This is a genomic window from Lentisphaera profundi (genome assembly GCF_028728065.1).
In the GTDB taxonomy this organism is placed as follows: domain Bacteria; phylum Verrucomicrobiota; class Lentisphaeria; order Lentisphaerales; family Lentisphaeraceae; genus Lentisphaera; species Lentisphaera profundi.
Map to the genome: position 1 here is coordinate 39129 of NZ_CP117811.1, position 23096 is coordinate 62224.

Annotated in this window: 17 protein-coding genes; 5 read left to right on the forward strand and 12 right to left on the reverse strand. The window is 41.4% G+C overall.

The window, feature by feature from the left end:
• Positions 1–6 precede the first annotated feature (6 nt).
• The 3 genes from PQO03_RS00165 to PQO03_RS00175 are packed head-to-tail and all read left to right on the forward strand — an operon-like array spanning position 7 to position 5284.
• A complete protein-coding gene (locus tag PQO03_RS00165; RefSeq protein WP_274150448.1) occupies positions 7–870 on the forward strand; it encodes a DUF58 domain-containing protein in 864 nt (287 codons plus the stop codon).
• The gene (locus PQO03_RS00170) at positions 867–2603 is read left to right on the forward strand and encodes a BatA domain-containing protein (RefSeq protein ID WP_274150449.1); all 1737 of its coding nucleotides are present in this window, start codon (positions 867–869) and stop codon (positions 2601–2603) included. The genes PQO03_RS00165 and PQO03_RS00170 overlap by 4 nt, the downstream gene beginning before the upstream one ends.
• The gene (locus PQO03_RS00175; protein ID WP_274150450.1) at positions 2600–5284 is read left to right on the forward strand and encodes a VWA domain-containing protein; all 2685 of its coding nucleotides are present in this window, start codon (positions 2600–2602) and stop codon (positions 5282–5284) included. Before PQO03_RS00170 ends, PQO03_RS00175 begins: the two co-directional genes overlap by 4 nt.
• Positions 5285–5365: 81 nt before the next feature.
• Here PQO03_RS00175 and PQO03_RS00180 read toward each other — a convergent pair whose 3' ends face one another.
• From PQO03_RS00180 to PQO03_RS00225, 10 genes are all read right to left on the reverse strand, one after another.
• Positions 5366–6646, reverse strand: coding sequence for a beta/alpha barrel domain-containing protein (locus PQO03_RS00180; protein ID WP_274150451.1), 1281 nt, complete (start codon positions 6644–6646; stop codon positions 5366–5368).
• Positions 6643–7635, reverse strand: a complete 993-nt coding sequence (locus tag PQO03_RS00185; RefSeq protein WP_337993435.1) for a tRNA dihydrouridine synthase — start codon at positions 7633–7635, stop codon at positions 6643–6645. Before PQO03_RS00185 ends, PQO03_RS00180 begins: the two co-directional genes overlap by 4 nt.
• A complete protein-coding gene (locus tag PQO03_RS00190; RefSeq protein WP_274150452.1) occupies positions 7636–8448 on the reverse strand; it encodes a hypothetical protein in 813 nt (270 codons plus the stop codon). It abuts the gene before it with no gap.
• Positions 8445–9794, reverse strand: a complete 1350-nt coding sequence (gene glmM / locus PQO03_RS00195; RefSeq protein ID WP_274150453.1) for a phosphoglucosamine mutase — start codon at positions 9792–9794, stop codon at positions 8445–8447. The genes PQO03_RS00190 and glmM overlap by 4 nt, the downstream gene beginning before the upstream one ends.
• 15 nt (positions 9795–9809) lie before the next feature.
• The gene (locus tag PQO03_RS00200) at positions 9810–10187 is read right to left on the reverse strand and encodes a hypothetical protein (protein WP_274150454.1); all 378 of its coding nucleotides are present in this window, start codon (positions 10185–10187) and stop codon (positions 9810–9812) included.
• A gap of 155 nt (positions 10188–10342) precedes the next feature.
• Positions 10343–11371, reverse strand: coding sequence for a DUF1214 domain-containing protein (locus tag PQO03_RS00205; protein WP_274150455.1), 1029 nt, complete (start codon positions 11369–11371; stop codon positions 10343–10345).
• Positions 11372–11533: 162 nt separating this feature from the next.
• Complete coding sequence (locus PQO03_RS00210) at positions 11534–12895, reverse strand: c-type cytochrome domain-containing protein (protein WP_274150456.1); 1362 nt, start codon at positions 12893–12895, stop codon at positions 11534–11536.
• Positions 12896–13186: 291 nt separating this feature from the next.
• On the reverse strand, positions 13187–13996 hold the full coding sequence (locus PQO03_RS00215) for a CPBP family intramembrane glutamic endopeptidase (protein WP_274150457.1): 810 nt from the start codon (positions 13994–13996) through the stop codon (positions 13187–13189).
• A complete protein-coding gene (locus PQO03_RS00220; protein WP_274150458.1) occupies positions 13972–15585 on the reverse strand; it encodes an ABC-F family ATP-binding cassette domain-containing protein in 1614 nt (537 codons plus the stop codon). The genes PQO03_RS00215 and PQO03_RS00220 overlap by 25 nt, the downstream gene beginning before the upstream one ends.
• 153 nt (positions 15586–15738) lie before the next feature.
• Entirely contained in the window at positions 15739–17307 is a 1569-nt protein-coding gene (locus PQO03_RS00225; RefSeq protein WP_274150459.1) for a 3-phosphoglycerate dehydrogenase family protein, read from the reverse strand.
• 244 nt (positions 17308–17551) lie between these two features.
• On the opposite strand from PQO03_RS00225, the gene PQO03_RS00230 reads away from it, so the two are divergent.
• Complete coding sequence (locus PQO03_RS00230; RefSeq protein ID WP_274150460.1) at positions 17552–19408, forward strand: arylsulfatase; 1857 nt, start codon at positions 17552–17554, stop codon at positions 19406–19408.
• A gap of 4 nt (positions 19409–19412) precedes the next feature.
• Here the strand turns inward: PQO03_RS00230 and PQO03_RS00235 are convergent, their stop codons facing one another.
• Complete coding sequence (locus PQO03_RS00235; RefSeq protein WP_274150461.1) at positions 19413–20921, reverse strand: phospholipase D family protein; 1509 nt, start codon at positions 20919–20921, stop codon at positions 19413–19415.
• A 231-nt stretch (positions 20922–21152) separates the two neighbouring features.
• Between PQO03_RS00235 and PQO03_RS00240 the strand changes: the two genes are divergently transcribed.
• Positions 21153–22175 carry an ankyrin repeat domain-containing protein gene (locus PQO03_RS00240; RefSeq protein WP_274150462.1) on the forward strand — a complete coding sequence of 341 codons (1023 nt, stop codon included), beginning with the start codon at positions 21153–21155 and terminating at the stop codon, positions 22173–22175.
• Here the strand turns inward: PQO03_RS00240 and PQO03_RS00245 are convergent.
• Positions 22172–23035: a DMT family transporter gene (locus PQO03_RS00245; RefSeq protein ID WP_274150463.1), complete on the reverse strand. Its 864-nt coding sequence runs from the start codon at positions 23033–23035 to the stop codon at positions 22172–22174. The genes PQO03_RS00240 and PQO03_RS00245 overlap by 4 nt on opposite strands.
• Between the last annotated feature and the right edge of the window lie 61 nt (positions 23036–23096).

The following is a 23096-nucleotide window of genomic DNA, read 5'->3' on the forward strand; positions in this document are numbered from 1 at the left end:
TTTGCGATGCAGCAATATGCAGCTAAAGTGGCGGAAGCCACTCATGTGTTGAGTGAACGCTTCAGTCTACCCTTTAAAAAGCGTGAATGGCGAGGTCAGGGCGGTGGCTTACGTGGAAAATCATCGGGGAGTTCTATAGATTTTCGTGAACATCGCGAATATCAATTTGGTGATGACCCTCGCCACATTAACTGGCAAGCCTACGCTCGTAGTGGTGAATATATTATCAAGTTGTATGAAGAAGAAGTGAGTCCGGTAGTGGATATCTTATTCGATTTATCTAATTCTATGAGTCTTAGTAAGGAAAAGCTATTTTTAAGTCAACTACTGCTAAATTTTGCGATTAAAAGCTGTGCGAAAAATGGAGCCTCTTGTAAAGTTTGGGGCTTACAGGGCGATAAAACAAGGCCTTATAGTAGAGAGGAATGTGAGCGTGGTTTACTTACGTTTGAAGGGCATAGCCCTGATTTGAGTGATTCACTTGAGCGAGTCGAACTACGTCGTGGATCACTTACCTTATTGATTTCTGATTTACTTTATCCACAGGATCCCTTAGAGGTTTTTAAATTGCTTAAAAGAGCTGGGAACCGCGTCCTAATTTATGCTCCTGCTGATGTGGCAGAGTATGCGCCTGACTGGAATGGCGATTTAGATTTTATAGATATTGAAGATGGGGCAATGAAACAGGCTTTTATAGATGATGAATGTCTTCAGGATTATCATCGAGCTTATGAACAGCACTTTCAGATATGGCGAGAACTGAGTCGAAAAAATGGAGCAGGGCTAGAGTGTTTTATAAGTAATCAGAGTTTAAGTCGTCAGTTTGAAGGATTGCCTTTAGCGAATGCTGCTGTGGAGCTTTGCGTATGAATCTGTTGAACCCACTAGGTTTTATTGCGCTGCTGAGTATTCCTGTCATCCTCTATATTCATATGTTGCAGAGGAAATCAAAGAAACGTCAAATTAGTACCTTATTTTTACTCAATAGTGATAAAATCGAGAAAAAGGCAGGTAGTCGCTTGGAGAAGCTTCGAAACTCTAAGTTGCTGTGGTTAAATATTTTTGCTGCACTGCTTTTGACTTTTCTGTTATTGCAAATTCGCAAGCTTCAGGAGCAGCAGGTTCTGAAAATTGTCGTCGTTGTTGACTCCAGTGCATCAGTACAAGCTTTTTGGCCTTCAGGAGCAGATAAACTAAGTGCGGAACTCGCGAAATTAGCCAAAGAAATCAAGTACATAGATTTAAAAATCATGAGTTCATCACTTGATGAAGCGACGATTTATTCGGGTGCGCGAATAGATGAAGCGCGTCAGGCTTTAAGGAATTTTTTCCCCTCTAGAAGTGGCCATGATTTTGGACCAGCAATTCGGCGTGCGCGCTCCTTGATAGATGAAAAAGGCATTTTGATTTTATGCTCTGATCATCTCCAGGATAGTGGAGAGGATATAAAGTATTTACTGATTGGTGAACCGATAGTAAATGTTGGCTTTACAGGTTTTCAGGCTGATAGTAGCGGTAAATGGCAGGCGATAGTCAAAAATCATAGTAATCAGCCACTTAATGTAAACTGGTCTATAGGGATACCTGGGGACGAAAAATTGTTAACACAGCAATTAAACCTAAAAGCGGGCGAACTAGGTCAGTTGAGAGGTGAATTTCCTCCCGCAAATGAAAAGATGATCCTAAGCTTAGAAGAAGATGCTTTTTTACCTGATAATAAGCTTTATGCAGTTAAGCCACTTAGTAAAAAAATAAATGTGAATTCACAGGGTTTTGACGATGCAAATGAACTCGAGTTGTTAGGGATTTTAAATCGTTTTGAAGGGGTCAAATTCCAAGCTGAGGAAAGCGATTTTCAAATTTCAAAAATCAAATCCCTAAGTGAGCTTGGCAGTCAGCCAGGCATATACTTTACTGATGGTCCTTATAATTTGATCAAACAAGATGTCACGGCTTTAAATGTCCCCTTGATAGAAGGTCTGAATTGGCAGGGTATTCCCTTTGCCTTGGCAGGAGTCCCTAGTATACCTGAAGGTTTTTTTCCGATTTTAAAATCGGGCAAAAATGATTTAATGTTAATGAGGGAAACAAGGCTTGGGCACCAGCTTTTATGTCCATTTAATTTGAATGATAGTGAAATGCTAAAATCACCTGCGATGATCATTCTAATGTACCGCGCGATTGAAGACGCTAAGAAATATCGTTTAGCTTATCATCAGAAAAACTATGAAACGGGCAATGAGTTTCAAGACTGGGCACTGCTTGGTAAAGAGGTGGAAGTTGAAGGTCTGGAGAGCTTAAGTTCTAGTCATTTTAGAACGCCAGAAACAAGTGGTTTTTTTAGCCTGCATCTAAGAGAAGGAGATGTCAGGAAACAAATCATGCAGGGAGGTGTTTTTTATGCAGACGCAGAAGAAGGTGATTTTAGTCAGGCGCAAAGTAGAAATGACATCAACATCGATGAACTTGAAACGGTTACGATTTGGCAAGAGCGTAGTTTTTTACAGAGTTTCTGGCTTTTGATACTCATTATTATCGTGTTTTATGGGTGGTATGTCTTCGATCAACGACAAGGGCTCATTAGCAGGAGGGCTGGGAAGTGATTTTACTAGCTCCTGAATGGTTGATCTTAATTCCTGCAGTACTCATTTTCTGCTGGTTCTTTTTTAGACCTGTAGTGTTTAGGTTTTTACGGATAAGTATTTTACTCATTCTTTTGTTTTGCTTAACAGAGCCTCATTTAAATCAGACAGAAAAGGGAATGGACCTTTATGTTTTGGTAGATCGTTCGGACTCTGCAGAATCTTATTTGGAAGAAAAGATAGCTGAGTGGGAAGAGCTCCTTGAAAAAGAGAAAGGGAATTATGATCGGATTTTTTATATAGATTATGGTCGTGATATATTGCCGCGAATTAGGAAGAATGAGCGGGAGTTAATCAATGGCTCAGAGAGCCTTAGCGGAGAGGCTATTTTTAAAGCTTTAAGCTTAGCAAAAAGTGATCGTCATTCTCGGATTTTAGTTTTGAGTGATGGCTTTGGAACCGATTCTTTGAATGGTTTGTCTAATAAATTAATAGAGCAGGAGATTTTCCTAGATTATCGCCTGTTACACTATTCACGAGAGAGTGATATTCAGGTGAAGTCCTTAAGAGTTCCAGAAAGAGTCATGCCAGGGGAAAAATTTGTCGTCGAAGCCTTGTTTGAAGGCGATATGAATCAGAAATTTAATTATACCCTTTTAAGAGATAAAGTGGAAGTCGATCGTGGCGTATTAGAGCTTCAAAATGGTCGGGCTTTTTTAAGAAAAAGCGACTCTTTACAGAGTGGAGGACTTCATAAATATGAAATCCGAATTTCATCACCTGCAGATCAACTAGCGGGAAATAATCGCGCAGAAGTATTGCTAGAAGTCAAAGCAGGTCCGCGAGTTGTGTTGTTGAGTACCTATAAGAATGATCCTTTTGTGTCTGTCCTGCGAAAGCAAGGCTTTGATCTTAAGGTTTTTAATGAGTTTTCTAAACTTAATTCGGCAACTTTGGCAGGGGCTCGCTTGGTGATTATCAATAACGTTCCCGCGTGGGAATTACCCGATGGTTTTCTTGAGGAATTAAATTTCTTTAGTAAGGATCAAGGAGGTGGATTAATCATGGCGGGTGGTCAGTTTTCCTTTGGTATGGGGGGCTACTTTAAATCACCTATTGATGAGCTTTTACCCGTTTCCATGGAATTGAAAAATGAACACCGAAAACGGCGCAGTCATTTATCGATTGTCATGGACCGTTCTGGAAGTATGGCGATGACTGTAAAGGGTGGTAAAACAAAGATGGAGTTAGCCAATGAAGGAGCGGCTCAGACAATTGAACTCTTGGGTGGGATGGATTCAGTGTCGGTCATAGCAGTTGATACAAATGCCCATGTAATTGTTCCGCAGACAGTATTAAAGGGTAGTGCAGATATCATCTCACAAGCACGTCGTGTTAAAAGTCAAGGTGGTGGAATCTATGTGTATACGGGCTTAGAGGAATCATGGCGGCAACTGGAGGGGCGAGAAGGACAAAAGCATATTATCCTTTTTTCAGATGCGGGTGACTCTGAGGAGCCAGGCAATTACAAAGAGCTTTTATCTGATATGAATGACGAGGGCATGACGGTTAGTGTGATAGCCTTAGGGACGAGAGAAGATTCAGATGCACCTTTTTTAATTGATATCGCCAAGCGGGGAAAAGGGAGAGTTTTCTTTACCAATGATCCGATGAATCTACCCGCAATTTTTGCCCAGGAAACAGTGACGGTGGCACGTTCTGCCTACCTAAAGGAATTGACTCTAACTATTCCGGGACAAGAATGGTCTAAGGTGGCTTCTGGAGAATGGCAATGGCCTGCTATGGTCAACGCTTATAATTTAAGTTATTTAAAAGAAGGAGCAAAAGCCACTCTCCGCACCAATGATTATTATAAGGCGCCACTGATTGCGTGGTGGAAAGTCGGCGCGGGTCGTAGTGTGGCGCTAAGTTTTCCTACCGCGGGAGAATATTCTGATCTAGTTCGTCAGTGGCCTCAGTATGGTGACTTTCTTCAGACCTTGACCCGCTGGGCGGCGAAACCCGATGTACCGGCTGGTTTAAGCCTTCGTTATAAAAAGCAGGGTAGTACTCTATCTATGAATTTTCATTACGATAGTAAATGGGCGGATGAGTTTAGTCGTGAAATGCCTGAACTATACATCAAATCTAGCTTAGATAATGAGGTGAGGAAATTCAATTGGCGTCGTTTATTGCCGGGTGTTTTTAGCAGTCGAATAGATTTGGCTTCTGGAGAAATTGTCACAGGCGTGATAAAAGCGGGAGATCATACGATTCCCTTTGGCCCGTTAAAATCTGACAAGAATGCTGAATGGCGTTTTGATCTGGATAAAGTGGAGCAATTACGAGATTTGAGTAAGCTAAGTGGAGGTCGTGAAATTAATGATTTAAGTGAGGTTTGGAAGAATAAACCAGCAGCTCGCTTACGAGATATATCGCCCTATTTTTTAATACTTGTTCTGATTTTATTTCTACTAGAGATCTATCAATCACGTGTCGGGAAATTATTTAAAAAACGGGTGGCTCATCAAAATGAAGTTTATTCAGCATTACTTGACGATATAGGCCTTGTCAGGTCCATAGGAACTAAGACGAAAGAGCCAGACTCAGCAGCTCTAGTTACCGAAGAAGATGATTTGGATAAGGAGTCTAAACTCGATGCAAACGAACGTCGCTCCCGCTTTGATCGCGCGAAGATGTAGTCTGCTTCGCTAGAGTTACTTTTGTAGAAATAATTTCCTTTATCGACGAAGAAAAATCGAATGACTAAGTATCAGTATATTTTAGTGAATAGAGTTAAAGAAATTTTCTTCTAGGCCGTTGGGGTAAACGGCGGGAAAATCTAAGGCCGTGTAGTTTTTGCCGAAATACTCTTTTTGTATTTGCGCATGCTTGGCATCGGCATCTTCATCTTGAAGTAGAGTGAAATGTCTACCCATAAAAACGGGCTCAAGCAAAATGCTGTAATCTCCCCTTAAACTACGGGTGAGGAATTCGCGGTCATTAATGATATTGGAACTCGCTTTGATATGCTCGTTGACAATCATATCACCTGAAGGGCGGCGTTTGCCGTAGCGACGGATATTGAGAAAACCAGGGAGGCGAGGGAAGGCACAGTCATCGGCAAAAGAGTGTAGCCATTGCCATTTGGATTCAGAATTGCAGATGGAACTCTTTAAGGCGTGAATTTTCACATAACCCAAGGAGCCTTGTTCACGTTTAAAGTTGAGAAGCCAAAAATCTGGTTGGGTACCACTAGATTTTTGTTTTTTGAGTACTTGTTCACTACTTGGAGCGGCACAGTAAAGCTTCGAGTGAATCCAAGTGCGGTCATTGAGAATTTTACGGTATTTTTCGAGTTCTGAATCAACACCCGCAAAGGGAATAATGATACCCTTAGGAGGGTAAGGTAAAGAACGTAAGAGCTCAAAATTTTTCTCACTCGGGGCACTCGAGCTGAGTAACAAGAGTGCGTGTGGATTGTGTTCGAGAACGAAAGCATCGTATTCTAACAAAAGCGTCGTCTCGGTGGAGTCACCATGATTCAAAACGATTTCAGCACCACCAATGATACCGGCACGGGCACTGAGCGTATCTTTGGCAATCAAAGCAACGGGAGCTTCTCCCAACGCGGTTTTGAGGCGAGATACGCGTGTGGCGGTGTTGATAGAGTCTTCAATAATTTGCTGAAAATATTTGAGGAGTATGAGAGTCAAAAAGGTATTGCCCTGTATACAGAGGCAAGGCTGACTCCCAAAGAGGAAGGAGCCATCGTGCACAGCGTCTACGCGCCAAGAAACTTTCACATTGTGAATCATTGTCAAGAAATCGTTGATATCTTCATTAACACAGGCTTTTAATGCGGTTTCTAGTTCATCTAAAAAAGCTTTATCAGCCTCAAAGTTTTGGAGCTGCTCAGCGAGAACGCGAATGCCTGCACTAATGACGTAGCCCCAGTGATTGGGGAGTTTAGCAATCATGAACTGAGAGCAAATCAATTTATCTGTAGGAGCTATTTTCCAACGCTGAAAAGCTTCGTATACATCAGGTAAATGAAAAATCATACTTCACCTAAGGCACAGATGGTCTTTCCACAGAGGGCTTGATTTTCTTTGAGTAGGCTATGGAGATTATTCATCATTTCTTTGAGTGATTGACTACGCCCAATGGCTTGGCGAAAAGGTGCAGGTTCCGGTAAATTTAAGGAAAAGTACATTAACATTTCTTTAGTCTTGTTCAAAGTGCCGCTTTCGCTGTCGCAAAAATCGGTAAAGGCATCACACATACCCTTATAAAAATTGTAAATATCTTGCCATTGAGGAATGAAAGCTTCTTGGCCAGCCATGATTTGCGAAGTTTGCAAAAATATCCAGGGATTAGCAAGGGCGCCACGACCAATCATAACGCCATCACAATTGGTTTCTTTAAACATGCGGATCGCATCAGCAGCGGTGAGCACATCGCCGTTGCCAATGACGGGGATAGGAGATTTTTCTTTGAGAGCCGCAATGATTCTCCAGTCCGATTGACCCTTGTAGTGATCAATTCTACGGCGCGGATGAACTGCAAGGAAATCGGCACCTGAATCAACGATAGCTTTGAGTATCTCAAAAACATCTTCCTTATTATCAAAACCCGCACGAATTTTTGCGGAAAGCGCACAGGAGACTTGTTCACGCATAGCAGAAAGCACTTGATAACAGAGTGAGGTATCTTTGAGCATCGCAGAGCCAACACCACCCTTAACGGCACGTTTTGTTGGGCAGCCCATATTAACGTCAACGATATCGGCACCACAATCAACCATGAGCTTTGCAGAGCTCGCCATCAGGCTGGCATCATTGCCCATGATTTGAACTGATAGAGGAATATCATCAGTTTTGACCACTTGTTTCTTCAGTACACGTAGAGAAGGTGTATTGCTAGATATGCGAATGAATTCAGTACACAGTAAATCCAAACCGCCATGTTGAGCGATTTGATTTCTCATGAGAGGGTTGGTGACACCCTCCATTGGAGCCAGACTAAGTTTAAAGGGGAAGGCGGACGTCATTCACACTTTTAGGTCTTTTTGGACAATATCACCAGGGCGGGTCGTTACACCAGGGTAGAGCTTACGACCAGGGTAAAAGGAAGTGTTAATTCCAGTGTGTACACCATCGCCAATGACAACACCAAACTTGCGGCGTCCAGTATCGATCATGTTGCCGTGGAATTCAGTACGATGATTTGTACCATCATGACGTAAGTTTGAGCTGACAGTACCTGCGCCTAAGTTGACTTTTTCGCCCAAAATAGAATCGCCAATATAAGAGAGGTGACCGACATTGGTATTGTTCATAATTAAAGAATTTTTGATTTCAACAGATTGACCAATATGACAATTATCACCGATAAAAGTGTTGCCTCTAATATAGCAATTGGGACCAATCTTACAGTTTTCACCAATGATGACACTGCCTTCAATGAAAACACCAGGAAGGATCTTTGTGCCTTCACCAGCATACAAGAAACCTTCATTTTGAGCACCATCATAAACTTTTGCTAGAATGAAATCAGTATCGATTTGTTTGACCAAAATTTCGTTGAGTTTGAGTAGGTCCCAGGGAAAACGTAATGCAAAACTTTGATCAGAAAGATCCTCACCACGAGAAAACTTTTCTAAATCGTCGGGTGCATACCAAAAATTCTCTTCGAGAAGAATTTCAGCGTCGTCTTTTGAGAACTCATGTTCAGCGGCTTCGAGGTAATCAATTTGTGCTTGGCGGACAGTGGTGCCAGCAACAGGCAGTTCAGAAATAATAGCATCATGTCGCAGGGACTCGAAGTAACTGGGGCTCTCGCCGGGGATAAAATCAAACTTCATGAGCAGAGTTCCTCTTCTGCAGTAGCGACGAATTTTTTAACCCATTTATCCACATCTTTCTGTGCTTGAGCTTCGACGAGGATACGCAATTTCTTTTCCGTGCCTGAGTAACGCAAGATACAGCGACCTGAGTCACCAAGATCTTTTTCACATTCAGCTATTAAGCCAGTGAGTCCAGGAAGAGTATTAAGAGCAGGTTTTTTCTTGACCATAACATTCACTAACTGTTGAGGAAAGATATCCATGACAGAGGCTAATTCTTTGAGGTTTTTGCCTGTTTGTTTAATGAGTTGTAGGACTCGTAGGGCTGCCACTGTACCGTCGCCAGTGGTGGAGTAATCACCAAAAATAATATGTCCTGATTGCTCGCCACCGAGTTTGATATTACCTTTTCTCATGGCGGCAATAACATGGCGATCACCAACGTCAGTAACGACAGCTTTAATGCCATTGGCTTCCATAAGTTTGAGTAAACCCATGTTAGACATAGAAGTCACAGCAATGGCATTGCCAGTTAATGTACCAGCTTCTTTCATTGCTAATGCACAGATTGCAATGATACGGTCGCCATCGACAACAGTGCCCTCGTGATCGGTGAAGATCACTCGGTCAGCATCACCATCGAGGGCAATACCACAATCAGCACGATATTTATTAACTGAATCAGCCAAGCGTTCAGCGTAAGTAGCTCCGCATTGATGATTGATATTGAGACCATCGGGTTCAACGAATTCTTTGATGACTTCACAGCCGAGTTCTTTCATTAGGATAGGAGTGAGGTGATAGGCGGCACCATTCGCACAATCAAGAACGATACGCAGTCCACTAAGGTCCATATGATCTACGGAGTTTTTAGCATATTCAATATAACGACCACCGACATCGTCAACACGGTAGGCTTTGCCTACGCTAGACTTGGGATCTGGATTGATGGGCTTGTCAGAAAGAATGAGTTTTTCAATTTTATTTTCGATTGCGTCAGTAAGTTTAAAACCATCACTACCAAAAATTTTGATACCATTATCTTCGGCAGGATTATGCGAAGCAGTAATCATGATACCAGCAGAAGAAATCATTGAACGGGTTAAAAGGGCAACGGCAGGAGTGGGCATAGGGCCAACGAGGTAGACATCCATGCCCATTGAAATGAGGCCAGAGGTAAGGGCCGTTTCCAGCATGTAACCAGATAAGCGAGTATCTTTACCAATAATGACGCGTGATTTTTTCCCTTTTATATCGCCAAAAACTGAAGCGATAGCTTTACCCATACGCAAAGACATTTCTGGCGTGATGGGGTACTCATTTGCGCGCCCACGAACTCCATCAGTTCCGAATAATTTTCCCATGATTCATCTCTCCGTTTATTTAAAGTCGCCAGACTTGGCGGGCTCTACTCTAAAATTAAAATCTATTTTATATTCACCGACTTCTAGAGTGATGACTGTATTCATACGAGTGAGTAGTAGACGATAAGGGATTTTTGCGGATCCCGCAATGGTATTAACGCCCACATTAACATCGCCTAAAATATCTTCGGCATCTTTTACTGCGATCAATAAGTTGCGTAATTTTTCTAGTTTATCGATAAAGTTGCTGTCAGAGAATGAGTACTGACGGTAACAATGAGGGCAGTTGAGTAAGCCTTCTTTTTCTTTAAGTTCCATCACATTAAAGTTAATGGTTTTGCCGCATTCTTCATCAAGGCAAAGAAAGTCGACTAAAGCGGTCATTTTATCCATAGGGTTGGACTCCAATAGGTATTTTCAATTTTGCCTACTTTAGCATGAGCTTATCATAATAAAATAAAATACAGCCTAGGGAGGCTGTATTTATGAGTTTATTTAAAGACTAAGTAGCTCAGTAAAGAAATTAGAGCTTGGGATTCTAAGAAAGCTTATTTAAGCTCACTCGGTTTCGGGAAATTCCATGTGCCATCGAGGATGCTTTGCTGAGGTTTATATAAGCGAATAGCATAATTCCAACCAGGCATAATATCTAAGACGTTTGCTTGGCTAGAATCACCACCAAAGTTAACTGTTACAGAGCCATCTTCATTGCGTTTGGCGGTCTTGCTATTGATTGAATAAACCCCACGCTCGTTAATGTCAAAGTAACCTTTTTGATTGTAAACCGTGACCGACCAGAAGCCATCAACGGGCACGTCTTTAACTGTGAGCGAATAGAGGGCTTTACCATCATTATTTTCGACTTCGCCTAAGTTGTAAAAAGCGTCTTTCTCAGGAAGTCCGCCCCAACCGTAAGCCGTGCCAACAAGATGGATCACAGGATTGAGGTCTTCCTTTTTACCAAACATTCCTTGAGTACCTGAAAGCAAGCCTGCAATCTCTGCTAATTGCTGACGTTTAGCTTCTAGGGATTTCACATCCCATCGAGTAATAGAGAAGCGACCTCTAGATTTTTGTGAGATTTTAATCATATCTTGTGCTTTGTGAGCATTTTCTAGATCCGCTTCATCATTGGGGTCAACAAAGGTGCGTATGACAATGAAGACATAGCGAGTCCCTATTTTGTCTTGAGTAAAATCATGATCGCCTTCATAGGCTGCAAAGAGAGAGTGATCTTGGTTAACAATCATGGCGGATTGATAACGATCGAGCTTTGGCATGCTAAGTTTTACGGGTGTAGTAAGGTCGTAGATACCAAAGGAGTAAAGCGTATCGGTATTAGGTCGTATAGTGATTTGTTTAGTGACGTCGTACATGGCGCGATTGTGATGCAATTGGCCAAAAGCATTAAAGGCATGGACATAACCTTTCATTTGCATGTCAGTCTCTGCGCGGACAAAGTTTTTCACGCTTACTTCGGTGGTGCACATGTCATCAAAAACACTAGGCTTAGATGATGAGCAAGAGGAAAATATCATGCCTATTAAGGCTAATGGGATGAGGCTAAATTTTTTCATGGTGGACTCCTATAGATTTATATCCTTCAAAATATTCTGCCTTGTTCATGAATAAGCAAGTATATAGTTGTGAGAGGATGATATTTATTATATAGGATGAGGAATCACTTAGTGCACATCACAAATTCAATTGTGATGCGCGAATAAAGTTAGCTCAGGTATTTACTCCAAGCCTTTGGCGCCGTTTTTGATCCATTCTTTGATCATGGCAATTTCTTCTTTTGTAACGGGATTTTTCTCTTTTGGCGGAGGCATGAGAGAGTCTTCGTCATCAGTAATAAGCGAATCATAGAGCCAGGAATCCTCGGGATTGCCAGGGATAATGACTTCCTCTTCAAAAGAAGCTTTGATCATTTCAATCGTATGTAAACGCAAGTCGCCCTTATCTTTCTTCTCGCCGTGACACTTGGTACATTTAGCTTCAAAGAAAGGAAGGATTTTTTCGTGAACAAATCTTTGTTCTACAGAAAGTTTACTTAGATCAACAATGGCTTTCACGGTTTCAGAGTTGACTTCAACTTTTTCCATTTTGACTTCTGTGGGAGCGGGTTTAGCCATGGGTTTAAGCTCGATATCACTGAAAGAGGCTCCACCATCAATCCAATCATGGATAATAGCTTTTTCTTCTTTAGTGAGTATTGAATTGCCTTCTGGGGGCATGATTTCTTCTGTATCCTCAGTGACAAGTAAGGCGTAAAGTTCTGAGTCCATGGCATGACCAGGAGCAATGATTTTGTCGTAGCGACGCATAATGCCTAAAATATTGTTGAGCTTGAGTTTGCCCTTCATTTTTTCTTCGCCGTGACAAGAGACACAATGCTTTTCAAAGATGGGCAGAACTTTGGCTTCGAAATAAGGAAGCTTTTTGATTTTCGTTTCTTTTTCTTTCACAGTCTTTTTTGAGCGACCCGTCATTTGACGGAGGGGATCGGGAGCATATTCAAAGAGGTATTCAGTTCCGTGAGTAAGTGAACCGCCATCGTGGCCGGCAAAACCCATGAGCACGCAAGCAATAAAGATGGCACCACGGAAGCGGTGACGCTTAGCCATGATTTTGTCTTTGCGGTAATGGTGCTTGAGGTATAGAGCCAGGATTGCTGCGACTGCAACGGCGAGTCCGAGCCAGCCGTGACGTGAAAGGAGTTCAGGATTATAACCACCAGGGAGAGCTAGGAGGATGCCAAGCCCCGCGGCGCCTACAGATGTAACTGCAGCAATCCAACAGAGGATATACATAGCCTCGTCATAGATTTCGACTTTGCGCCACCAAGAGAATATTTCGAGGAAAGCAATAACCGCAAGCAGTCCAACGGGGAGGTGAAGAATGAGGGGATGATGACGACCGAGGAAAATGAAAAAATCGGGGATGTTGCCATCAGAGGTGAAAGTGATCGCTCGGATCATTTTCATGAAGAGAGTTTGTTGAGCCTCGGGGTCTGCGCCAGCTGCAACAGCGTCAGACGCGAAAGCAGTAAAACTTAGAAAGAGTGAGGAGATACAGATGAAAAGTTTATTGTTTCTCATAGGAACCTTTGTGCTTGAGTTAGAATTTTTAATAATTAATCATAAGGGAATTTAGCTGTTTATCAAGTTTTGAGTTTAGACGATTGCTAATTCCCTTATTAATAGATCGTCAAAGCTAGATAGAATCTGCCTGTTATTTGTTAAAGTATACCAAGTAGTGCTACCAAAGTTAACAGGATTAGACGTTAAAATTGTAAAAAAGGATCATTATTTTATCTCATTGCTTACTAATATAGGTTTCCCTGAGATCGAGTTTTGTTACGTGTAATGAAGGTACTGAGTCTTACTTTTTTATTTTCCGAATTCGCCAAAGAGGTTGACGGCACCCAAAGTATTCACAAAGCTATGAGCAATGATGGAAGGAAACACGGATTGACTCTTGTGATACATCCAGCCAAAGATGCAACCGAGTAAAATGAGTGGGACCATTTGATCGGGGTCAAAATGGATAAGGCCGAAAATAATACCTGTTGAAATGATCGCAGTAGTGGGAGAGACACTTTGTTGAAGGCCATCTTGTAGGATGCCACGAAAAACAATTTCTTCCCAAATAGGAGCGGAATAAACAAGCATGAAATACGCAGCAACGAGGGTGAAATCTTTCTGTTGAAGTAAGAGTTCTACCTGTTGCGCTTTTGGGGTGTAATCGAGGAGCTTGAGAATGAAGTCATAGGCAAAAGCTACGAGGAAACAAAGGAAAACTCCTTGAGCAACGAGAATGAGGTTATCTTTAATGCCTTGCCCATGGAGGGTGATATGAAAAACCTTTTTCCTGATGTAAGTACGGAATAGGTAATAAAAAAGGATGACGGTCGCAGAGTATGATGCAGCGACAATTAAGCCGATGCCAAAGATTTTAATAAAGATGACCATGAGGGCCTGTTGAAACAAAACTATGAACAATGCTTCAATAATACCCCACATAGTGAGCTGCTTAGGACTCAGTAATGGCGTCGACTCCAAAGCTTCTTTTGGAAGCTCTGGCATCACTTTGCGGTCATCTTTTTTTATGGGTAAAGTCTTGCTCCCAAAATTGGGAACAAATTCTTTACGGGGAATATTCTCGAGTGAGTCTATTACTTCTTTTGGCTGTTCTTCCACGCTTCATACTCCTCGAAGTTGCCAGGATAATCGGTGAAAGTGCCATCGCCATGTAACTCAATGATACGTGTCGCTAAAGAACTAACAAATTCACGATCATGACTCACAAATACAACGGGATCAGAGATAACCGTTAAAGCATAATTGAGTGATTCAATGGCTTCGAGGTCAAGGTGATTCGTTGGTTCATCTAGAACGATGAAATTTCCGCCTTCTAAGAGCATAGATGAGACGATGAGACGGGCGCGTTCACCACCTGAAAGGACACTAATGGGTTTCTGTGAATCTTCACCTTTGAAAAGCATACGACCCATGGCGGCACGCAATTCAGTTTCGGTAATACCTTCTTCAGGAGCAAATTTGCCGAGCCAGTCAATAGCCTTCATATCTTCATCTAGGACTTCTTGAGAATCCTGAGGGAAGTAGCAGAGTTCAATAGTCTGACCGATTTCAATAGTACCGGAATCAGGTTTGGTTTTACCTAGAAGAGTTTTGAGAAGAGTAGTTTTGCCGACACCATTAGTGCCAATGATAGCAATTTTCTCATCGTTATTCATGTGCAAACTTAAATCTTTGAAGAGAGGTTTATCATAGCTCTTACAGATTTTTTCTGCATGGATAACTTTGGCACCCATTTTAGTTTTAGATTCAAAGCGAATATAGGGAGCGACGCGACTTGAGGGTTTAAACTTCTCGATTTGTAAAGTATCAAGTTCTTTTTGACGTGCCGTAGCTTGCTTAGCTTTGGAGGCATTCGCACCGAAACGCGAGATGAAAGTTTTGAGCTCATCGGCACGTTTTTCTTTCTTATCATTATCTCTTTGTTTACGCTCGAGTTGGATCTGGTTGGCTATCATAAAGTCATCGTAATTACCGGTGAATAAACGCATCGCTTGGTAATCTAAATCGGCAATGTTGGTGCAAACGCTATTGAGGAAGTGACGATCGTGAGAAATAACGATGACCGTACCTTCATGGCGTCTAAGGAAGTTCTCTAGCCATTCGATGGTGTCCATATCCAAGTGATTGGTAGGTTCGTCTAGTAAGAGGATATCAGGATTACCAAAAAGAGCTTGGGCAAGAAGGACACGTAACTTAAGGCCTCCAGAAATTTCATTCATTTTACGATGGTGCTCTTCGGCAGGAATACCTAAGCCTGAGAGTAGTTTAGAGGCATCACCTTCCATGGTGTAGCCGCCACTTTCGCCATATTGAGCTTCAAGATCACCATAGAGGTAATCGGCATCTTCATCACTGATTTCACCGCTATCACTTAGGTCGTAGAGTTCATTGCGCTTAAGGTGAAGCTGCCAGACGGCGTCGTTACCAGTACATACCGTGTCAATTACTTTGTAATCATCAAATTTGTAGTGATCCTGACGGAGGAAAGACATGCGACAGCCTTGGTCGATAGAAACTTGACCAGTAGAAGACTCGAGCTCACCAGCGAGGATTTTCATGAAGGTAGATTTACCCACTCCATTAGCACCAATGAGACCATAACGACAGCCAGGAGAGAATTTCACGGAGACCTCTTCGAAAAGAGTACGCTTTCCGAAGCGGATAGAAAGGTTGGATACTGCGATCATAAAAGCTACCTAAAAAGTAATATTAAAATTTGGCGCTTAAGGTAAAAGCACGAGGCGCAAATTCAAGTCACTTTAGCGCATGGTTTTAAGGAGGATTTGAAAACAAAAAAAGCCTCCGTGTGGGGAGGCTTTTTTTATCAATGGTGGATGGGTTTAGAGCTTAACTTGGAAAGCTACTTCGCCATTGATTTTTGCATTGATTTTGTCAATAACATCGTTGCTGACTGAGCTATTCGTTTTTACGATAGCAATGGAACGTTGCTTTTCGCTATTATGCGGAGAGCGCAAATCTTCGATGTTAATGCCTTCGCTAGCAAGGATCTGAGTGATATCTGCAAGAACGCCTGGACGGTCATTGTAGATGAACACTGTGCTGAAACCATCTGCTGCGTAGTAAAGCTTATCGAAACTATCGATACGAGAAATGATGATATTACCTTCTACAACTGTACCGCGAACACTTAAGCGTTCGAGTTTTGAACCGTTGGTCTTGATGAGATCAACAGTGATTGACTCACCGTATTTTTTGGAATCATCAGCTTCACGAACGTCAAGTTTGATACCGTGTGATTCAAGAATATCAGCAGCTTTTTCAGCATTAACGATTTTGTCGTTAGCAGAAGCACCAGCAATAATTGCAGGAACGAGGAATTTATCGTACTGCTTGAGTTCACCATAGAGCGAGATATTGATCTCGTATGGCTGGCTATCGCCCATCCAAGCTTTAGCAACTTTAGCAACTGAGTAAGCAAGTTCTTGATACTCTGGAGCCAAACCGTCTGGAAGTACTTTGTTGACAGCGAAAACGCTAATGCCTTTACCGAGGTAATTGGAAACTTGGTTAGCGGCCATTACTGCAGCATTAGTATTAGCTTCGAGTGAAGAAGCACCCAAGTGAGGAAGCATGATGTCGGAAACATCGGCAATAGTCTTATCGCCCGCAGCATCTTTAGGATAGACATCGTTTGCGTAGTAGATAGTTTTAGTCTTTTTAACTTCGCGTAAAGCCGCTTCGTCAAGGATTTCATAACGTGCACAGTTAACGAGAACCGCACCATCTTTCATGCTTGTAAGAAGTTTAGTACTAACAATGTTAGCAGTTTCTTTAGTAGCAGGCATGTGGAGTGAGATGAAATCAGAGCCAGCGAATAATTCTTCTAGGCTAACATTTTTCGCGCCATATTCAGCTAACTTGTCTTCGGATACAAATGGATCAAAAACGAGAAGTTTTACATCAAAGCCACTAAGGCGCTTTGCGAGTAGTTGACCAATGTTACCAAAACCAGCAATACCAATAGTCTTGCCAGTGAGTTCGAAACCTTGTAACTGAGCTTTCTTCCATTCGCCTGCACGAGTTGAACGGTCACCTTCGATGAAGAAACGTGCGCAAGAAATCATCATGCCAACAGCTTCTTCAGCAACGGCATTTGAATTTGCACCAGGAGTATTCATTACAGTGATATCTTTACTACGAGCATATTGGATGTCGATAGTGTTGTAGCCAGCGCCAGCGCGAACAATAACTTTAAGATTTGGGAAAAGGTCGATAACTTCTGGAGTGAGTTTCTCACTTCTAACGATCATACCTTCAGCGTCGCTGTGGGTTTTTGCGAGTTCTACGAGATCTACACCAGCTTCTTGAACAACATTAAAACCGTTGTTCTCGAGTATATCTTTGGCTGCAGTAGAAAGTTTAGTTGGAATTAAAACTTTTTGTGACATGTGTGTCTCCATAATTTATGGCTTTTGTTTAGGTGCCCCCAATATTCATCCATCTCCCTTTTTCGCAATCTTATATGACTTTCTTTTCTGTCACATAAACTTTGATTTGCCATAAATGTATAAAATTCAATGATGGAATAAATAACTTTGTACTAATAGAGGCTGTAATGATGTAACTTTAGCTCAGTGTTTGGCGTTTAATAAAGCATGTTTATAACAATCAACTTTAAATGATGGAGTCTTCATGAATAAAATATTTTTACTATGCACCTTTTTAATAGGAGCCACGCTTAGTGGCCAAGATAAGCCTAATATCGTCATCGTCATGACTGATGATCAAGGTTATGGAGATTTAAGTTGCCATGGCAATCCGATAATAAAGACTCCTAATATTGATAAGTTTTATAAAAACTCCCTGCGCTTAACGAATTATCATGTGGATCCTACTTGTGCGCCGACTCGATCAGCCCTAATGACTGGACGTTACAGTGCGCGCGTGGGTGTTTGGCACACTGTTCAAGGAAGGCATTTGATGCGTGAACGCGAAATCACTATGGCGAATGTTTTGAAAGACAATGGCTACGCAGCGGGGATTTTTGGCAAATGGCATTTAGGTGATGCTTATCCCTACCGTCCTGAAGATCGTGGCTTTACTCATGTAGTGACTCATGGTGCTGGTGGTGTAGGTCAAACTCCTGATTACTGGGGCAACGACTACTTTAATGATACCTATTATGTAAATGGTAAGTTTGTAAAATTTAATGGCTTTTGTACTGATATTTGGTTTACTGAAGCCAAGAAGTTTATGAAGCAGCAAATTGCTAAGAAAAAACCTTTCTTTACTTACATCACTCCAAACGCTCCTCATGGACCTATGCGAGCACCGCAAAAGTATTTGGATATGTACAATAAAGAGGAATTGATCAAGGGTAAAAAGCAGGTCGCGTTCTATGGTATGATCACTAATATCGATGATAATTTTGGCGAACTCCGCAAATTCTTACAAGATGAAGGTGTCGAAGATAATACAATTCTTATCTACACGACTGACAACGGTTCTTCATCGGGCAGTGCACTTTATAATGCCGGAATGACAGGTGCTAAAAACAGTAATTTTGATGGCGGTCATCGTGTGCCTTTTATCTTTCAATGGCCAAATGGTAAACTCACGGGAAATCGTGATATTAATCAGTTAACGGCACACATGGATATACTTCCGACTTTGATTGATATGCTTTCATTAAAGGCACCTAAAATCGAATTTGATGGTACAAGTCTGACTAAGATTATTAAGGGTGATCAATCAGCTTTACGCGATCGTGTTTTATTAGTAGAATCACAAAGAGTAAAAGATCCAGAGAAGTGGCGCAATACAGCAGTGATGAGTGATGAGTGGCGCTTACTCAATGCGAAACAACTCTATAATATTCGTAAAGACCCAGCACAAAAAAATAATGTAGCAGCTCAGTATCCAGAAGTTTTACAGCGACTCTCCGCGGCTTACGATGCTCGTTGGGTGGACTTAGCAAAAGAACATTACCTTTTCAGCCCGCTTGTGATTGGTGCAAAAGAAGAAAATCCAGTAACTCTTACATCTCATGATCAAATGGTTGAAAAAGGTCTCCCAAAATGGAATCAACCACATATTGTTTCAGGTGGTAATCACTTAGCCCCATGGGTAGTGAGAGTCCAGAGTGATGGAGAATATGAAATATCAGTTCGCCGTTGGGCTGCTGAGGCAGATAAGGGAATCAATGAAAAATACGTGGCTAAAAAAGCTTTGGGCGCAAGTAAAGCATTTATCAAAATTGCTGATATAGATTTGGTGAAAGAGATTCCAGAAGGCGCAAAAGAAGTCACTTTTAAAGTAAAATTAAAAACAGGACAGCAAGAACTTTTCACAGGCTTTATCAAGGCTAACGACAAACGTGAATCAAATTTTTATACTTATGTTTTGAATAAAAGTATGGCTCAAGGTGATACGAAAAATTGGCAAAGTCGTGAAGGCTTGGGCTTACCTTTAGCAGCACCGATCACAGTTGATTATCCGGAAGAAATTTTAAAGTGGGACAAAGCACTCAACGGAAAATCGAAAAAGTAACTTTCTAGATTTTACTTTCTACGGGTAATAAACCAAGGAACCAAGATTCGAATAATTGAAGTCTTGAGTTCCGTGGTTGTTGATGGAGGGTTTTGTCATGGCCACGCCAGATTAAATTTCCCTCTTGATTGATTTCGACTTTCCAAGAGTTCCGTAGGTGAAAATCGATATCCAATAATTTGCGCAGTTGACGACTGAGTGTTTTGCTTTTTAGCAAGATACCCAATTCAGAGTTAATATTAAGTGAGCGAGGATCGAGGTTGGCACTTCCGATTAAGCTCAAATCATCATCAATTAAGATCATTTTAGCATGCAGGGCCAGAGATTTATCCTCTACGGGTGCAAACATAAATAAATTACGATCTCGTGCCCAAGCACGATATTCGTATAAGTCGGCACCACTTTCAACGTACTTGCGCATGTGCTTACGGTAAAAACTGTGCGCAATCGTATGATTCGTAGATTGTAATGAATTCGTTAAAATACGAACTTCTACACCGCGCCCTTCCGCTTCAAAAATAGCTTCATCTAATTCCTGAGTGGGAATAAAGTAGGGACTGACGATATCGACTCGTTTTTTTGCTTCAGAAATTAATTTATATATATCGAGAGTGAAGTTATCATCGGTTCTATTCTCGGTATTTGCATCTACGGGAAGGTCATATAATACAGAATAGTCCGCTTGCGTAGCGAGAGATTTAAAGCGTTTCCAAGCAGTAATACGTTGAGCATGATTTTCATTTAAAGGAAAAAAGGGGCTAACAGGTGGAGTGACGGGCTTTATTTTTTCGGGATCATTTTTAATTATTTTTTCTAGTGGGAAGGACCATGGATTCGCCCAATAAATAGAGAAAATTGTACTGAGAAATGGACTGATGTTACCATTGGCAAGAAGTTCCATATCACGGAAATTAGTTTCTGCGTGTAAACCAAAGTACTCATCACCGAGATTTCTCCCGCCTAAAATAACCACATGATTATCGACGATTAGGACTTTGTTATGCATGCGGTGATCGATGCGAGAGAATTCTGTGATGTTCATGAGATAACGCATGCCAAATGAATTATAGCGGCGTTTAAAAGGATTATAGATTCTAATATCTATGTTGGGGTGTTTATGGATGTTGCTTAAGCCTTGATCTTTCTCAATGGTAAAGGTGTCATCAATGAGAAGGCGTATTTTCACACCTCTATCAGCGGCCAGAACGAGGCTATTGGCTAGTAGTTTACCCGCGTGGTCATTATTCCACAAAAAAATCTGTAAATCAATGGATGATTCGGCGGAATCTAAAGCTCGAAGACGCCACTTCAGAGCCTCAAAATGATTGTTGAGAGGGAGGAAATAGCTACGATCATGTTTGAAGTTTAATTCCGACCAAATGCCATTTGTTGTCGGTAGAGCCGCGGGCTCAAATTTATGATTCTGTTCTTTCAGCCCTGAACAAGAACTCACTAAACTTAAACAAAAGAGAGTAAGACTTATGTGCAATAGGTATTTCTTTAATTGAGTCATGGTTTAATCACTTTGATTTGTCTTGTTTAATATAGTGATGGAAATTTAGCAAACAAAGCTCTTGTGAATATTTAGGGCAAAGGGAAAATAGTTTGAATTTAAGTCGGAATGCGCTCAAAAGCTGTTTAAAATTTAACAGATTTTTAAAAAACTTGTAAGTTTATTTTAAAATTATTTGTGTTTATACCCTCGCAAGATTTTATTTTTATAATCACTCATTCGGAGATTGTAATGAAAGCTTTAAAAAGACAAGATATCATGGCCTCGCTTTTAGTCGCGGGGGCTGACCCCAATAAAATTAACGATGCGGGGCAAACACCTTTGGACATTTCGGTGTCTGCGGGAGATCTTGATAGTGTGAAATACCTCTTGGGGGGCGGAGCGCAAGTCGTTCACCAGCAGTCCTCTGTTGAACTCCATAGCGCAGTTAAATCTAGTATGCGTTCAGGAAATTTAACAAGCCTCAAGAATTTACTTAAAAAGCATCCTAAGCTCATTAACTATCGCCAAAAAAATGGTTATGGATTAGTTCACTTGGCCGTTGAAGCAGGCTCCGATAATATAATTGAATACCTCTACTCAAGAGGACTGTCATTAAACACTCGTAGTCATACAGGGGATACGCCAATACATGTGGCGGTGCATAGCGGCCGAATTAGAACACTGGAATGCCTAATGGCCATTGGTGCTAGTATAGAAATCCCCAATGAAGAGGGCAATACACCTCTCCACATAGCATGGACAATGCCGAAAATGATTAAAATTTTGATCATGGCAGGAGCCAATGCAGAATATGCCAATTTAGTAGGTGCGATGGCGCTTCACGTAGCTTCAAAAAAAGGAGCTATTGCAGCCGTGGATCAATTAATAAGTTGCGGTGTCAATATAAAAGCCCATGACTTTGATGGTCGACGAGCGATTCACGTAGCTATCCACTACCCCGAAGTGATGAAGTTCTTGATAGATAAAGATGCTGATATTGATGCTAAGGATTTTTATGGTGAATCACCCTTACATGTAGCCGTTCAAGAAGTCTGCTTTGATTCAGTCAAAATTTTACTTGAAGCAGGTGCCGATTCGTCTATGCAGAATCATCATGGTGATACCCCTCTGCATTTTGCGACCTTAAAAGGAGATTTAAAGGTGGTAGAATTACTGCTGGAATATGGTTCTAATCCTGATATCGCGAATATTCGAGGCTACACGCCCTTACATTCAGTAGCTTTAAGTGCGCTGAGTGATAAAGCGCCCTAAGTTTTCTTCGCTTCTTTGGCGCGAAGAACCGGGATAGCGAAGGTAGCTCCGAGAATCAGAATCGCACCAATTATTTGTACTGGGGACAAGCTTTCTTGATAAAGAAGGTGAGCCCATAAAAGTCCACAAAGAGGTTCAATGTAAGTGATTTGAGCCGCATTTGCGGTTTTCATTTCTTTGAGCGCAGAGAAAAATAATGAAAAGGCAAGCACTCCAATAATGAGTCCCAGAAAGGATGCAATGAGAACTTGCTTAAGACTCAGGGAAGGTGCCTCAGGAATGAAAAGAGGAAGTAAGAGTAGCGGAGTGAGAAGATTCTGAAAAAAGACAATTTCAATGCTTTGGTACTCCGTTCCATATTTTTTAAAAACAATAAAGACGAAGCTGAGAATGAAAGCACTTAATACCATGGCACAAATGCCAAGGAAATGTTTATCATCAAGACTGAATACACTCTGACTGAACATCAGTAAGAGTCCCAAAAAAGCAATGCTTAGTAAAAATTTCTGGATTGAGCTGACTTTTTCTTTAAGAAAAAATGAACCTAATATAGCGGCCCAAATGGGCCAGCTATAAAGAGTGACTTGAGCATTGCCAATGGTCGTAAGATTGAAGCTGATAAAAAACAAAATGGCGCGAATGGAGTTGAGCCCCGAGCCCAGAATCATCCACTTCCAATTACTGCGGAAAAGTTTTTGAGGTGCTTTGCGACTTTTTAGCCAAATGAAAAGTACAACGGTGGGAATTAAGGTTCGAAAGAACGCGAGTGAGACCGCGGACATATTATCCGCTTCACGGATAAAAATACCAACAGTCCCCCACAAAACGGAGGTGATAATGACTTTTAGAACTGGAGACATAAAAAAGTGTAATTAAATGATTGGGAAAGGCGTATAATACGCCGGTCTATAATTTTGGCAA

Bases quoted from the DNA above. Each gene is read 5' to 3' on its own strand.
- PQO03_RS00165 (WP_274150448.1), top strand. From the start codon at position 7: ATGCAGCAATATGCAGCTAAAGTGGCGGAAGCCACTCATGTGTTGAGT.
- PQO03_RS00170 (WP_274150449.1), top strand. From the start codon at position 867: ATGAATCTGTTGAACCCACTAGGTTTTATTGCGCTGCTGAGTATTCCT.
- PQO03_RS00180 (WP_274150451.1), bottom strand. From the start codon at position 6,646: ATGATTTTTCATTTACCTGATGTATACGAAGCTTTTCAGCGTTGGAAA.
- PQO03_RS00185 (WP_337993435.1), bottom strand. From the start codon at position 7,635: ATGACGTCCGCCTTCCCCTTTAAACTTAGTCTGGCTCCAATGGAGGGT.
- PQO03_RS00190 (WP_274150452.1), bottom strand. From the start codon at position 8,448: ATGAAGTTTGATTTTATCCCCGGCGAGAGCCCCAGTTACTTCGAGTCC.
- glmM (WP_274150453.1), bottom strand. From the start codon at position 9,794: ATGGGAAAATTATTCGGAACTGATGGAGTTCGTGGGCGCGCAAATGAG.
- PQO03_RS00200 (WP_274150454.1), bottom strand. From the start codon at position 10,187: ATGGATAAAATGACCGCTTTAGTCGACTTTCTTTGCCTTGATGAAGAA.
- PQO03_RS00205 (WP_274150455.1), bottom strand. From the start codon at position 11,371: ATGAAAAAATTTAGCCTCATCCCATTAGCCTTAATAGGCATGATATTT.
- PQO03_RS00210 (WP_274150456.1), bottom strand. From the start codon at position 12,895: ATGAGAAACAATAAACTTTTCATCTGTATCTCCTCACTCTTTCTAAGT.
- PQO03_RS00220 (WP_274150458.1), bottom strand. From the start codon at position 15,585: ATGATCGCAGTATCCAACCTTTCTATCCGCTTCGGAAAGCGTACTCTT.
- PQO03_RS00225 (WP_274150459.1), bottom strand. From the start codon at position 17,307: ATGTCACAAAAAGTTTTAATTCCAACTAAACTTTCTACTGCAGCCAAA.
- PQO03_RS00230 (WP_274150460.1), top strand. From the start codon at position 17,552: ATGAATAAAATATTTTTACTATGCACCTTTTTAATAGGAGCCACGCTT.
- PQO03_RS00235 (WP_274150461.1), bottom strand. From the start codon at position 20,921: ATGACTCAATTAAAGAAATACCTATTGCACATAAGTCTTACTCTCTTT.
- PQO03_RS00240 (WP_274150462.1), top strand. From the start codon at position 21,153: ATGAAAGCTTTAAAAAGACAAGATATCATGGCCTCGCTTTTAGTCGCG.
- PQO03_RS00245 (WP_274150463.1), bottom strand. From the start codon at position 23,035: ATGTCTCCAGTTCTAAAAGTCATTATCACCTCCGTTTTGTGGGGGACT.